At 57.4% G+C, this 13748-nt stretch carries 12 protein-coding genes; 8 read left to right on the plus strand and 4 right to left on the minus strand.

Features of this window, described 5'->3' with window-relative positions; genetic code table 11:
- Positions 1-135: 135 nt before the first annotated feature.
- From gyrB to dnaA, 4 genes are all read right to left on the minus strand, one after another.
- Complete coding sequence (gene gyrB / locus HMPREF1024_RS10680; RefSeq protein WP_004173845.1) at positions 136-2550, minus strand: DNA topoisomerase (ATP-hydrolyzing) subunit B; 2415 nt, start codon at positions 2548-2550, stop codon at positions 136-138.
- 28 nt (positions 2551-2578) lie between these two features.
- On the minus strand, positions 2579-3652 hold the full coding sequence (gene recF, locus HMPREF1024_RS10675) for a DNA replication/repair protein RecF (RefSeq protein WP_004151532.1): 1074 nt from the start codon (positions 3650-3652) through the stop codon (positions 2579-2581).
- A gap of 146 nt (positions 3653-3798) precedes the next feature.
- Positions 3799-4899 carry a DNA polymerase III subunit beta gene (dnaN, locus tag HMPREF1024_RS10670; protein WP_004145090.1) on the minus strand — a complete coding sequence of 367 codons (1101 nt, stop codon included), beginning with the start codon at positions 4897-4899 and terminating at the stop codon, positions 3799-3801.
- 4 nt (positions 4900-4903) lie between these two features.
- Positions 4904-6307, minus strand: coding sequence for a chromosomal replication initiator protein DnaA (dnaA, locus tag HMPREF1024_RS10665; RefSeq protein WP_004151534.1), 1404 nt, complete (start codon positions 6305-6307; stop codon positions 4904-4906).
- 621 nt (positions 6308-6928) lie between these two features.
- Between dnaA and rpmH the strand changes: the two genes are divergently transcribed.
- From rpmH to yidZ, 8 genes are all read left to right on the plus strand, one after another.
- Entirely contained in the window at positions 6929-7069 is a 141-nt protein-coding gene (rpmH, locus tag HMPREF1024_RS0126710; protein ID WP_000831330.1) for a 50S ribosomal protein L34, read from the plus strand.
- A gap of 15 nt (positions 7070-7084) precedes the next feature.
- On the plus strand, positions 7085-7444 hold the full coding sequence (rnpA, locus tag HMPREF1024_RS28930) for a ribonuclease P protein component (RefSeq protein WP_004151535.1): 360 nt from the start codon (positions 7085-7087) through the stop codon (positions 7442-7444).
- Entirely contained in the window at positions 7408-7665 is a 258-nt protein-coding gene (yidD, locus tag HMPREF1024_RS0126720) for a membrane protein insertion efficiency factor YidD (RefSeq protein ID WP_004151536.1), read from the plus strand. Before rnpA ends, yidD begins: the two co-directional genes overlap by 37 nt.
- A gap of 2 nt (positions 7666-7667) precedes the next feature.
- Positions 7668-9314, plus strand: coding sequence for a membrane protein insertase YidC (gene yidC / locus HMPREF1024_RS10660; RefSeq protein WP_004150295.1), 1647 nt, complete (start codon positions 7668-7670; stop codon positions 9312-9314).
- 194 nt (positions 9315-9508) lie between these two features.
- The gene (mnmE, locus tag HMPREF1024_RS10655) at positions 9509-10873 is read left to right on the plus strand and encodes a tRNA uridine-5-carboxymethylaminomethyl(34) synthesis GTPase MnmE (protein ID WP_004186273.1); all 1365 of its coding nucleotides are present in this window, start codon (positions 9509-9511) and stop codon (positions 10871-10873) included.
- A 119-nt stretch (positions 10874-10992) separates the two neighbouring features.
- Positions 10993-11412 (plus strand): GNAT family N-acetyltransferase, encoded by a 420-nt coding sequence (locus HMPREF1024_RS10650; protein ID WP_004151539.1) that lies wholly within the window; start codon positions 10993-10995, stop codon positions 11410-11412.
- Positions 11413-11511: 99 nt separating this feature from the next.
- Positions 11512-12690: an MFS transporter gene (locus HMPREF1024_RS10645; RefSeq protein WP_004151540.1), complete on the plus strand. Its 1179-nt coding sequence runs from the start codon at positions 11512-11514 to the stop codon at positions 12688-12690.
- Complete coding sequence (gene yidZ, locus HMPREF1024_RS10640; protein WP_004211197.1) at positions 12665-13624, plus strand: HTH-type transcriptional regulator YidZ; 960 nt, start codon at positions 12665-12667, stop codon at positions 13622-13624. The genes HMPREF1024_RS10645 and yidZ overlap by 26 nt, the downstream gene beginning before the upstream one ends.
- Positions 13625-13748: the final 124 nt, after the last annotated feature.

Genomic DNA, 13748 nt, shown 5'->3' on the forward strand with positions numbered 1-13748 from the left:
GTCGGCCAGAAAGGGGGATGGAACCGCAGCAGCGGATTCCTCTTTTAGCGGCAAAAGAAAAGCCCGATCGCGCGATGCGACCGGGCTTATACATCCTGTTGCCCCGGTAAAACTCGTTACCGGGAAACATGCGGCTTAAATATCGATATTCGCCGCTTTCAGGGCATTCTCTTCGATAAACGCGCGACGCGGCTCAACGGCATCACCCATCAGGGTGGTGAACAGCTGATCGGCAGCGATGGCATCCTTGACGGTCACGCGCAACATGCGACGGCTGTCCGGATCCATGGTGGTTTCCCACAGCTGATCCGGGTTCATCTCGCCCAGACCTTTATAGCGCTGGATGGAGAGACCGCGACGGGACTCTTTCACCAGCCAGTCCAGGGCCTGCTCGAAGCTGGCTACCGGCTGACGACGTTCGCCGCGCTCGATGTAAGCATCTTCTTCCATCAGGCCGCGCAGTTTCTCGCCCAGGGCACAAATACGACGATATTCCGGCCCCATAATGAACTCGTTATCCAGCGGATAGTCGGTATCCACGCCGTGGGTACGTACGCGAATAACCGGCTCAAAATGCTGCAGTTCTTTGTTCTCGTGGAGATCGAATTTCCACTGGCTGCCGTGCTGTTCTTTCTCGTTCAGCTCGGAGACCAGGGTGTTCACCCAGCGGGTCACCTTCTGCTCGTCCGCCAGGTCGGCCTCGGTCAGGGTCGGCTGATAGATAAGCTCTTTCAGCAGCGCTTTCGGGAAGCGGCGCTCCATGCGGCCAATCATTTTCTGGGTGGCATTGAACTCGGCAACCAGTTTTTCCAGCGGTTCGCCCGCCAGCGCCGGCGCATTGGCGTTGGTGTGCAGGGTCGCACCGTCGAGCGCGATGGAGATCTGATACTGATCCATCGCTTCGTCGTCTTTAATGTACTGTTCCTGCTTGCCTTTCTTCACTTTGTACAGCGGCGGCTGGGCAATGTAGACGTGGCCGCGCTCGACGATCTCCGGCATCTGACGATAGAAGAAGGTCAACAGCAGGGTACGAATGTGCGAGCCGTCGACGTCCGCATCGGTCATGATGATGATGCTGTGGTAGCGCAGTTTATCCGGATTGTACTCATCGCGACCGATACCGCAGCCCAGCGCGGTGATCAGCGTCGCCACTTCCTGGGAAGAGAGCATTTTATCGAAGCGGGCTTTCTCAACGTTAAGGATTTTACCCTTCAGCGGCAGGATCGCCTGGTTCTTGCGGTTACGACCCTGTTTAGCAGAGCCGCCCGCGGAGTCCCCTTCCACCAGGTACAGTTCGGACAGCGCCGGGTCGCGCTCCTGGCAATCCGCCAGTTTGCCCGGCAGGCCTGCCAGATCCAGCGCGCCTTTACGACGAGTCATCTCACGAGCGCGACGTGCGGCCTCACGGGCGCGCGCGGCGTCAATAATTTTGCCGACCACGATTTTCGCATCGGATGGATTTTCCAGCAGGTATTCGCTCAGCAGTTCGTTCATCTGCTGCTCCACCGCCGATTTCACCTCGGAGGAGACCAGCTTGTCTTTGGTCTGCGAGGAGAATTTCGGATCCGGCACCTTCACGGATACCACGGCAATCAGGCCTTCACGCGCATCGTCGCCGGTGGCGCTGACTTTCGCTTTTTTGCTGTAGCCCTCTTTGTCCATATAGGCGTTAAGGGTACGGGTCATCGCCGCGCGGAAGCCGGCGAGGTGAGTACCGCCGTCACGCTGCGGAATGTTGTTGGTAAAGCAGTAGATGTTTTCCTGGAAGCCGTCGTTCCACTGCAGGGCCACTTCCACGCCGATACCGTCTTTTTCGGTGGAGAAATAGAAAATATTCGGGTGGATCGGCGTTTTGTTCTTGTTGAGATACTCAACGAACGCCTTGATGCCGCCTTCGTAGTGGAAATGGTCTTCTTTGCCATCGCGCTTATCGCGCAGGCGGATAGAGACGCCGGAGTTCAGGAACGACAGCTCGCGCAGGCGTTTCGCCAGGATGTCATATTCAAATTCGGTGACATTGGTGAAGGTTTCCAGGCTTGGCCAGAAACGCACCATGGTGCCGGTTTTGTCGGTTTCGCCAGTCACGGCCAGCGGTGCCTGCGGCACACCGTGTTCGTACATCTGCTTGTGAACTTTGTTATCGCGCTGGATAACCAGCTCCAGCTTCTGCGACAGGGCGTTAACCACCGAGACGCCTACGCCGTGCAGACCGCCGGAAACTTTATAGGAGTTATCATCGAATTTACCGCCAGCGTGCAGGACGGTCATGATAACTTCCGCTGCGGAGACGCCCTCTTCCGGGTGAATGCCGGTCGGGATGCCGCGGCCGTCATCCTGGACGGAGACGGAGTTATCGCTGTGGATGGTGACAACGATATCTTTGCAGTAACCCGCGAGCGCTTCGTCGATAGCGTTATCCACAACCTCGAATACCATGTGGTGCAGACCGGTGCCGTCATCCGTGTCGCCGATATACATACCCGGGCGCTTACGCACCGCATCCAGCCCTTTCAGGACTTTGATACTGGAGGAGTCATAAGAATTCGACATCAACGTTTCTCGCTCATTTAATCTTGGGTTAATCCGTTATTTTACCTTTTTCCACGCGGAACATCTTCGAATTTTTGTCCGACATGTCCATAACGTGTTCAGCGCTGATCGCGCTGACGAAAACCTGCGACTGCGTCGCTTTCAGGCGGCTGGATAACAGACCGCGGCGAGCATCATCAAGTTCCGAGGCAAAATCATCTATCAGGTACAGGCAGCGCCGCCCGCTGACGCGGGTGAGGAACTCTCCTTGCGCCAGACGCAGGGCGCACATCAGCAGCTTAAGCTGCCCGCGCGACAAGGTATCTTCCACCGGCGCACCGTCGGCGCGAATGCGAAAATCCGCTTTATGCGGGCCGTGGGCGGTGTAGGTTAACATTCTGTCGCGCTCGAAATTCCGCTCCAGCACCTCCGCGTAGTCGGTCTCTTTTTCCCAGCCGCGCTGGAAAGAGAAGGTAAGCGTGAATTCCGGTAAAAATTGCTGACAGGTATCCGCCATGTCTTCGACGATAGCGGCGCTGTATTCGGCACGCCAGCGGCTGATCTGCTCCGCCAGCGGGATTAATTCCAGATCCCAAGGCCGCAGCTGGGCATAGCGGCTGACCTGACGCAGCGCGGCGTTGCGCTGCTTGACCAGGCGCTTCAGATTGCTCCAGGCGGTGAAGAATCCGGCTTCGTTATGAAAGCATCCCCAGTCAAGGAATGCTCTTCTGTATTTGGGGCCGCCGTTGAGTAAAGTAAACCCCTCCGGCGTAATCAGCTGCATCGGCATCAGGTGCGCCAGCTCCGCCACTTTGTGGCCGTCGGTGCCGTCGATACGCACCTTGCTGTCGCCCTGTTTGTCTTTGGTCAGGCCGATGGCGGTTTCCCGCTCTTCGCCCTGTAAACGCCCATGCAGAACAAACGCATCCTGCTCGTGGCGGATCACTCGGCCAATTTGCAAACTGCGAAATGCCCGGCCGTGGCCAAGCGTGTAGATAGCTTCCAGCACGCTGGTTTTGCCGCTGCCGTTCGCGCCAACCAGGAAGTTAAAGCCGGGAGATAAAGCGAGATCCGCGCTTTCAATATTGCGGAAGTCTTTGATGAGCAAGCGCGTCAGTGACATATCAGCGTTCTTTGGGCCAGGGCGTTATCGGCGCAGCCAGTTTCAACGCGGACTGCGCGCAGACCCTGGAGCGTACACAAAGTACGTGACAGGGGCGAGCACAGCCCAGGTTGAAAATGGCAAGTAAGATAGCCCGATATTTTCCACTACAATCTCATAGGCATGACGACATAGGCTGCGGATTGAGAGGCCGCATCCTCAATCTGCACGCTCGACACCGAATCCGTCAGCAGAATGCGTACATTCTCGCACTTCAGCGCATTCAGCACATCCAGCACATAGCTAACGTTGAAGCCAATCTCCATCTCCGTTCCGGCGTAGGTCACATCCAGAATCTCTTCCGCTTCTTCCTGTTCCGGGTTATTGGCGGTGATTTTCAGCTGGTTTTCGCTAACGTACAGCCGCACGCCGCGGAATTTTTCGTTGGAGAGAATCGCCGCGCGCGCAAAAGCCTGCTTCAGAATATCGCAGCCCGCTTCGAGGTGTTTATCCGGATTTTTCGGCAATACGCGGCGATAATCCGGGAAACGGCCATCAACCAGCTTAGAGGTGAAGATAAAATCGCCAACGTGGGCACGGATATTGTTGCTGCCAATCTGCACGCGCAGCGGGGTATCGCCGCCGTCGAGCATCCGCATCAGCTCAATCACCCCTTTACGCGGCACGATCACCGAATGGTTCGGCAGCGACGCTTCCAGCGGCATCGAACAGACCGCCAGGCGGTGACCATCGGTGGCCACCGTGCGCAGTTCGCTGCCTTCGGTTTCAAACAGCATGCCGTTTAAGTAGTAACGAACATCCTGGTGCGCCATCGAGAACTGGGTGGCTTCGATCAGACGCTTCATGGTCGCCTGCGGCAGGGTAAACTCCACTTCACTCTGCCAGTCATCCAGATTCGGGAAATCGGCGGCGGGCAGGGTCGACAGCGAGAAGCGGCTGCGGCCGGAACGCACCAGCATGCGATCGCCTTCCAACTGAACCGCGATCTCTGCGCCTTCCGGCAGGCCGCGGCAGATATCAAAGAATTTGCGTGCCGGAACGGTCGTTGCGCCCGCTTCGTGCGGCTGAACCAGCGCCACGCGCGCCACCATCTCCATTTCAAGATCGGTACCGGTCAGCGACAGCGCGCCGTCCGCGACCTGAAGCAGCAGGTTACCGAGAATGGGCAGCGTCGGACGACCACCTAACGGACCGCTCACCTGTTGCAGCGGTTTTAATAAATGTTCACGTTCTACGGTAAATTTCATAGCGTCACGAGGATAATGTTCTGATTAAATTGGAAAAATCTTCTTTAATGTCGTGGCTTTCTTCACGCAGCTGCTCAATCTTGCGGCAGGCGTGCAGCACGGTGGTATGGTCGCGACCGCCAAACGCATCGCCGATTTCCGGCAGGCTGTGGTTGGTCAGCTCTTTGGCCAGCGCCATCGCCATCTGGCGAGGACGCGCCACCGAACGGGAGCGGCGTTTGGACAGCAGATCCGCTACCTTAATCTTGTAGTACTCCGCCACCGTCTTTTGAATATTGTCGATGGTGACCAGTTTTTCCTGCAGCGCCAGCAGATCGCGCAGCGCTTCGCGCACGAAATCGATGGTGATCGCCCGGCCGGTGAAGTTGGCGTTGGCGATAACGCGGTTCAGCGCCCCCTCCAGCTCACGCACGTTCGAGCGCAGACGCTTGGCAATAAAGAACGCCACTTCGCCCGGCAGGCGGATGTCGTTCTCGTCGGCTTTTTTCATCAGGATCGCGACGCGGGTTTCCAGCTCCGGCGGCTCGATCGCCACCGTCAGCCCCCAGCCGAAGCGGGATTTTAGACGATCCTCAACGCCGTTGATCTCTTTTGGATAACGATCCGATGTCAGGATGATCTGCTGATTACCTTCCAGAAGCGCATTGAAGGTGTGGAAAAACTCTTCCTGGGATCGTTCTTTATTGGCAAAGAACTGAATGTCATCGATCAGCAGGGCGTCAACGGAGCGGTAGTAACGCTTAAACTCTTCGATGGCGTTGTTCTGCAGCGCTTTAACCATGTCCTGAACGAAACGCTCAGAGTGCATATAGACCACTTTCGCGTTCGGCTTACGCGCCACAATGCCGTTGCCCACCGCGTGCAGCAGGTGAGTTTTACCCAGACCCGTCCCGCCATAGAGGAACAGGGGGTTGTAGGCGCCGCCCGGGTTATCCGCCACCTGACGCGCCGCCGCGCGGGCCAGCTGGTTAGATTTACCTTCGACGAAGTTATCAAACGTGTGTTTCACGTTAACGTTAGAGCGGTAGGTCGGCTCCGCCGGCGCCGGGACATTATCCCAGCCAGGGCGCACGATCGTCGGCGCCGCGCGCGCGGTCTGCACCTGCGCCGCCGGAATGGCCGCCGCAGCCGGGCTTACCGCCCCTTTCTGCAGCGAGCTGGCGGGCTTAGCGCCCACCTCAAAACGCAGCTGCGGGGCGTCCGCACCGCAAAAATCATTGAGGAGTCCATTGATATTATTGAGGTATTTGTCCCTTACCCAGTCGAGCACAAAACGGTTTGGCGCATACAGTGCCAGCGTGTTATCGCTCAGTTCCGCCTGCAATGGGCGGATCCACATGCTGAATTCTGTGGCTGGTAACTCATCCTGCAATCGGGCAAGACACTGCTGCCAAAGCGAAAGTGACACGGCGGACTCCACTCGAACATAAAATCGATATCAAAGAAAAACTGAAACAATCGTGATTGTTGGCACACGTCGACAAGACCCTGCATTAGCCGAAAAGCCCCTGCACAAAAGGGGTGACGTGCGAACCGCTATCTGCGGTTATTACCCGCTGCGGATCCGGGGATCGCGATCGGGACCGGGGATCATAGCCTAAACTGAGAAAGAGATCTTGTGTTTCTCAACAGATTCTTCCCGATTTATCCACAGGAAGGATCGAAACCGGGTAAGTGTAATCGATCCTGCGGGGAGTGAAGCACGATTTCCGCCGCATATTGGAAAAATTAATGAGCTATGCCGCTTTTGGGCGGAAACGATCTAATAAAGATCCTTGTGGATCCTTGCGCTTTACTGGCCAGGCCGTATAATCCCCCACCCGGCGCGTAATGCCCGTTTTCGTCACGCGTCTCAGCTTATTTTTTGTGCGATGAGGTGCGAGAAATAAGGAAAGAGAATTGACTCCGGAGTGTACAATTATTACAATCCGGCCTCTTTAATCACCCACGCTGAGGCGTAAGTCGTTCGAAGTTCGTTCGGGTCTACGCAAAAGTCAGTGAATTTATTCAAGTTTAGGTAGAAATCGCCATGAAACGCACTTTTCAACCGTCTGTACTGAAGCGCAACCGTTCTCACGGCTTCCGTGCTCGTATGGCTACTAAAAATGGTCGTCAGGTTCTGGCACGTCGTCGTGCTAAAGGCCGCGCTCGTCTGACCGTTTCCAAGTAATAAAGCTAACCCTGCGTGGTTAAGCTCGCATTTCCCAGGGAGTTACGCTTGTTAACTCCCAGTCATTTCACTTTCGTCTTCCAGCAGCCACAACGGGCTGGCACGCCGCAAATCACCATCCTCGGCCGCCTGAATTCGCTGGGGCATCCCCGCATCGGTCTCACCGTCGCCAAGAAAAACGTGAAACGCGCACATGAACGCAATCGGATTAAACGTCTGACGCGTGAAAGTTTTCGTTTGCGTCAACATGAACTCCCGCCAATGGATTTCGTGGTGGTGGCGAAAAGAGGGGTTGCCGACCTCGATAACCGTGCTCTCTCGGAAGCGTTGGAAAAATTATGGCGCCGCCATTGTCGCCTGGCTCGCGGGTCCTGATCGGCCTGATTCGAGTTTATCAGCGCCTGATTAGTCCGCTACTCGGGCCGCATTGTCGTTTCACCCCAACCTGTTCTCAATACGGAATTGAGGCCTTACGCAGGTTTGGAGTGATAAAAGGCAGTTGGTTGACGATGAAACGCGTATTAAAATGCCACCCTTTACACCCTGGTGGTGACGATCCCGTCCCGCCTGGACCATTTGATACCAGAGAACACTAACGATGGATTCGCAACGCAATCTTCTTATCATCGCTTTGTTGTTCGTGTCTTTCATGATCTGGCAAGCCTGGGAGCAGGACAAAAATCCGCAGCCCCAGCAGCAGACCACGCAGACTACGACCACAGCAGCGGGTAGCGCCGCCGACCAGGGCGTACCGGCCAGTGGCCAGGGGAAACTGATTACGGTTAAAACCGACGTGCTTGAGCTGACTATCAACACCAACGGTGGCGATATTGAGCAGGCGCTGCTTCTGGCGTATCCAAAAACGCTGAAATCGACCGAACCGTTCCAGTTACTGGAAACCACGCCGCAGTTTGTCTACCAGGCGCAGAGCGGCTTAACCGGCCGTGACGGTCCGGATAACCCGGCAAACGGCCCGCGTCCGCTGTACAACGTCGATAAAGAGGCGTTTGTGTTGGCCGATGGCCAGGATGAGCTCGTTATCCCGCTGACCTACACTGACAAAGCCGGCAACGTCTTCACCAAAACCTTCACCCTGAAGCGCGGTGGCTATGCGGTGAACGTGGGTTACAGCGTGCAGAATGCCAGCGAGAAGCCTCTGGAAGTCTCGACCTTCGGTCAGCTGAAGCAGACCGCTGCGCTGCCGACCAGTCGCGATACGCAGACCGGAGGCCTGTCCACGATGCATACTTTCCGTGGCGCCGCGTTCTCCACTGCGGATTCGAAATACGAGAAATATAAATTCGATACCATTCTGGATAACGAAAACCTGAACGTCAGCACCAAAAACGGTTGGGTTGCCATGCTGCAGCAGTACTTCACCACCGCATGGGTGCCGCGGAATAACGGGACGAATAACTTCTACACCGCCAACCTCGGCAACGGCGTTGTCGCTATTGGCTACAAATCGCAGCCGGTACTGGTGCAGCCAGGCCAGACCGACAAACTGCAGAGCACGCTGTGGGTCGGCCCGGCTATTCAGGACAAAATGGCTGCCGTTGCGCCGCACCTGGATCTGACCGTCGACTACGGCTGGCTGTGGTTCATCTCCCAACCGCTGTTCAAGCTGCTGAAATTCATCCACAGCTTCCTCGGCAACTGGGGCTTCTCGATCATCGTTATCACCTTTATCGTTCGTGGCATCATGTACCCGCTGACCAAAGCGCAGTACACCTCCATGGCGAAGATGCGCATGCTGCAGCCGAAGATTCAGGCCATGCGTGAGCGTCTGGGCGACGATAAACAACGTCAAAGCCAGGAGATGATGGCGCTGTATAAAGCGGAAAAAGTAAACCCGCTGGGCGGCTGCTTCCCGCTGATTATTCAGATGCCGATCTTCCTTGCGCTGTATTACATGCTGAGCGCCTCGGTTGAACTGCGTCATGCGCCGTTTATCCTGTGGATCCACGACCTGTCTGCTCAGGACCCGTACTACATCCTGCCGATCATCATGGGCGCGACCATGTTCTTCATCCAGAAGATGTCGCCGACCACCGTGACCGACCCGATGCAGCAGAAGATCATGACCTTTATGCCGGTCATCTTCACGGTGTTCTTCCTGTGGTTCCCGTCTGGCCTGGTGGTGTACTACATCGTCAGCAACCTGGTCACCATTATTCAGCAGCAGCTGATTTACCGTGGTCTGGAGAAACGTGGCCTGCATAGCCGCGAGAAGAAGAAATCCTGATACTCTTCATTCTTCAAGCCGCAGATGCGTTGGCTTCATTAGTTCGCCCCAGTCACTTACTACAGTAAGCTCCCGGGGCCTCACTAACTTGCCGCCTTTCTGCAACTTGAATTATTTCGAGTATCTACGGTAGCGTTAATGCCAGAGAAGGCGGTCAATGGACCGCCTTTTTTACATCTACATAGAGAGTCACCATGAGCCATAACGACACTATCGTCGCCCAGGCAACCCCTCCGGGACGCGGGGGTGTGGGCATCCTGCGTATCTCCGGCCTTAAGGCGCGCGACGTCGCGCAGGCGGTGCTGGGCAAGCTGCCGAAGCCGCGCTATGCCGACTACCTGCCGTTCAACGACGTTGACGGTACCCCGCTGGATCAGGGGATTGCGCTGTGGTTCCCCGGGCCGAACTCCTTTACCGGGGAAGATGTGCTTGAGCTGCAGGGCCACGGCGGCCCGGTCATTCTCGACCTGCTGCTTAAACGTATTCTGACCCTGCCGGGCCTGCGCATCGCCAGGCCGGGTGAGTTTTCCGAGCGCGCGTTCCTCAACGACAAGCTCGATCTGGCGCAGGCAGAGGCCATCGCCGACCTTATCGACGCCAGTTCAGAGCAGGCGGCGCGCTCGGCGCTGAATTCGCTGCAGGGGGCGTTCTCCGCGCGGGTGAATCATCTTGTGGAAGCGCTCACTCACCTGCGCATCTACGTGGAAGCGGCCATTGACTTCCCGGATGAAGAAATTGATTTCCTCTCCGATGGCAAAATTGAAGCCCAGCTGAACGAGGTGATGGCCGATCTCGACGCCGTCCGCGCGGAAGCTCGTCAGGGCAGCCTGCTGCGCGAAGGGATGAAAGTGGTGATCGCCGGGCGGCCAAATGCCGGTAAATCAAGCCTGCTGAACGCCCTGGCGGGCCGCGAAGCGGCGATCGTCACCGATATCGCCGGTACCACCCGCGACGTGCTACGCGAGCATATCCATATCGACGGCATGCCGCTGCATATCATCGATACCGCAGGCCTGCGCGATGCTAATGACGAAGTGGAACGTATCGGCATCGAGCGCGCCTGGCAGGAGATTGCCCAGGCCGATCGGGTGCTGTTTATGGTCGATGGCACCACCACCAGCGCCGTTGACCCGGCGGAGATCTGGCCAGACTTTATCGAGCGCCTGCCCGCTAAATTGCCGATTACCGTGGTGCGCAATAAAGCCGATGTCACCGGCGAAGCGCTCGGTATCAGCGAAGTAAATGGCCACTCACTTATTCGCCTGTCGGCACGTACCGGCGACGGCGTGGAGGTGCTACGTAACCACCTCAAGCAGAGCATGGGCTTCGATACCAATATGGAAGGCGGCTTCCTCGCCCGCCGCCGTCACCTGCAGGCCCTGGAAGAGGCGGCGAACCATCTGCAGCAAGGCAAAGCCCAGCTGCTGGGCGCCTGGGCCGGCGAGCTGCTGGCGGAAGAGCTGCGCCTCGCGCAGCAGGCGCTGAGCGAGATCACCGGGGAGTTCACTTCCGACGATCTGCTGGGCCGCATCTTCTCCAGCTTCTGTATCGGTAAGTAACCGTCAGTCCGTAAACGTTCACTAACCCGTATTAACGCCGCGTTAATGCGGGTTTTTTCTTGCCCTTTGCAACGCAACGTTCTCTACTTTTATCTCCCCCTCTGCCGCGAGACTAAAACATGACCGTTGAATATACCGTGATCGAGAAGGTGCCCTCCGCCGAAGCGTTTTGCCACCTGCGGGTAGCCGCCGGCATGTCGCCGCGCCCCCTGGAAGGCGCCAGAGCCGGACTGCCGCATAGCTGTTATGGCGTACATATCCTCTGGCAGGAGACGCCGATCGCGATGGGACGCATCGTCGGCGACGGCGCGATTAATTTCGATATTGTCGACGTCGCCGTCGATCCGGCTCACCAGGGAAAAGGCCTTGGCCGGCTGGTGATGGAGAAGCTGGTCGCCTGGCTGGACGCTAACGCCTTTGATGGCGCCTACGTTACGCTGGTGGCGGATGTGCCGGAACTGTACGCGAAGTTCGGCTTCGAAAGCGTTCGCCCGGAGAGCGAGGGGATGGCCCGCGTCTGGCGAACCCGCAGTCGTTAGCTCGCATTTCCTGCCAGGAAAAGAGCGTTGTCCAAATGGCAACTCGTCTTACGGCGCGTTCCTCACTATGCTGAACGCCATTCACATCGCGAGGATCCCATGACACGCTTTCTTCTCTGCAGCTTTGCCCTGGTTCTGCTCTACCCCTCCGGCATCGATATGTATCTGGTCGGCCTGCCGCGTATTGCTCAGGACCTGGGGGCCAGCGAGGCGCAATTACATATCGCCTTCTCGGTCTATCTGGCCGGTATGGCCTCCGCGATGCTGTTTGCTGGCCGCATCGCCGACCGCTCGGGGCGTAAGCCTGTCGCTATTGTAGGTGCAGCGATCTTTGTTATCGCCTCCCTGCTCTGCGCCCAGGCGCATACCAGCAGCCACTTCCTCATCGGACGCTTTATCCAGGGGATCGGCGCCGGCAGCTGCTACGTGGTGGCTTTCGCTATCCTGCGCGATACGCTGGACGACCGTCGCCGCGCCAAGGTGCTGTCGTTGCTCAACGGCATCACCTGCATTATCCCCGTCCTGGCGCCGGTGCTTGGCCACCTGATTATGCTGAAATATCCGTGGCAGAGCCTGTTCTACACGATGACCGGCATGGGCGTCATGGTCGCTGTGCTGTCGGTCTTTATCCTGCGTGAAACGCGGCCGACGGCGCCTCCGCAGGCAGCGTCACCGCAGCATGACGCTGGCGAATCGCTGTTGAACCGCTTTTTCCTCAGCCGCTTACTCATTACCACCCTCAGCGTGACGGTGATCCTGACCTACGTTAACGTCTCGCCGGTACTAATGATGGAAGAGATGGGGTTCGACCGGGGAACTTACTCAATGGCGATGGCTCTGATGGCGATGATCAGCATGGCGGTCTCCTTCTCAACGCCGTTCGCCCTGTCGCTGTTTAATCCCCGCACCTTAATGCTGACCTCACAGGTGCTGTTTCTGGCTGCAGGCGTGACGCTGAGCCTCGCCACTCGCCAGGCCGTCACCCTGATCGGGCTGGGCATGATTTGCGCCGGCTTCTCCGTTGGGTTCGGCGTCGCGATGAGCCAGGCGCTGGGGCCGTTCACGCTGCGCGCGGGCGTCGCCAGCTCGGTCCTCGGCATCGCGCAGGTGTGCGGTTCATCGCTGTGGATTTGGCTCGCCGCCATCATCGGACTCAGCGCAATGAATATGCTGATCGGGATACTCATTGCCTGTAGCATAGTGAGCCTTGTTTTGTTACTGGTCGTCACCCCGCCGCGGGTTGCGCAATACGATGAAGAAGCCGCTGTCGAGTCTTGATCTTAATTTACTCCTCTGCCTGCAGCTCCTGACCCAGGAGCTCAGCGTTACCCGTACGGCGAAGCGGATGAACGTTTCGCCGTCAGCGGTGAGCAAGTCGCTGGCCAAACTGCGCGCCTGGTTTGACGATCCGCTGTTTGTGAAAACCCCGCTGGGCCTGGCGCCCACGCCGCTGGTCAGCAGCATGGAGCAGGATCTGGCGGACTGGATGCAGATGGGCAACCAAATCCTCGATAAACCGCACCATACCATGCCCAGCGGCCTCAAATTCGAACTGGCGGCGGAAGCGCCGCTGCTGATGATCCTGTTTAACACCCTCTCTCAGCGCATCTATCAGCGCTATCCGCAGGCATTGATTCGTTTGCGCAACTGGGACTACGACTCCCTGGACGCCATCATCCGCGGTGAGGTGGATATCGGCTTCTGCGGACGCGAAAGCCATCCGCAGTCGCGTGAGCTGCTGAGCCTGCTGCCGTGGTATATCGATTTTGATGTGCTGTTCACCGACCTGCCGCAGGTCTGGCTGCGCGCCGATCATCCGGCGCTCAGGGAAGAGTGGGATCTGGCGGCATTCTTACGCTATCCGCATATCACTATCTGCTGGGAACAACGCGATACCTGGGCCCTGGACGACGTGCTGCAGGAGCTGGGGTATAAGCGTAACGTGGCGCTGACCGTGCCGGGGTTTGAGCAATCACTTTTTATGGCCGCTCAGCCGCAGCACACCATGCTGGCCACCGCGCCGCGCTACTGTCAGCACTATAATCAGCAGCACCAGCTGCCGCTCGTCTCCCGGCCGCTCCCCCTGGAGGCGCAGCATCTGGAAAAGCTGCGCGTTCCCTTCACCCTGCTATGGCATAAGCGCAACAGCTACAACCCGAAGCTTGTCTGGCTTAGAGATACGCTGAAAGCGCTCTATTCCGGTACGCTTTAAGCCTTGTTTCGTGCCCATAACACCTTATTTGCGCAAGAATTTGTAAAATTCAAACAAATTCCCTTTTCAATGGGGGATTTCGGCATTAAAACCTGTTAATACCAGGCGATAATAGCGCCCGCAG

Source organism: Klebsiella sp. 4_1_44FAA, from assembly GCF_000238715.1.
GTDB classification, from domain to species: domain Bacteria; phylum Pseudomonadota; class Gammaproteobacteria; order Enterobacterales; family Enterobacteriaceae; genus Klebsiella; species Klebsiella pneumoniae.

Excerpts from the sequence above, each read along its gene's own strand:
- gyrB (WP_004173845.1), bottom strand. The coding sequence starts at position 2,550 with ATGTCGAATTCTTATGACTCCTCCAGTATCAAAGTCCTGAAAGGGCTG.
- recF (WP_004151532.1), bottom strand. The coding sequence starts at position 3,652 with ATGTCACTGACGCGCTTGCTCATCAAAGACTTCCGCAATATTGAAAGC.
- dnaN (WP_004145090.1), bottom strand. The coding sequence starts at position 4,899 with ATGAAATTTACCGTAGAACGTGAACATTTATTAAAACCGCTGCAACAG.
- rpmH (WP_000831330.1), top strand. The coding sequence starts at position 6,929 with ATGAAACGCACTTTTCAACCGTCTGTACTGAAGCGCAACCGTTCTCAC.
- yidD (WP_004151536.1), top strand. The coding sequence starts at position 7,408 with ATGGCGCCGCCATTGTCGCCTGGCTCGCGGGTCCTGATCGGCCTGATT.
- yidC (WP_004150295.1), top strand. The coding sequence starts at position 7,668 with ATGGATTCGCAACGCAATCTTCTTATCATCGCTTTGTTGTTCGTGTCT.
- mnmE (WP_004186273.1), top strand. The coding sequence starts at position 9,509 with ATGAGCCATAACGACACTATCGTCGCCCAGGCAACCCCTCCGGGACGC.
- HMPREF1024_RS10650 (WP_004151539.1), top strand. The coding sequence starts at position 10,993 with ATGACCGTTGAATATACCGTGATCGAGAAGGTGCCCTCCGCCGAAGCG.
- HMPREF1024_RS10645 (WP_004151540.1), top strand. The coding sequence starts at position 11,512 with ATGACACGCTTTCTTCTCTGCAGCTTTGCCCTGGTTCTGCTCTACCCC.
- yidZ (WP_004211197.1), top strand. The coding sequence starts at position 12,665 with ATGAAGAAGCCGCTGTCGAGTCTTGATCTTAATTTACTCCTCTGCCTG.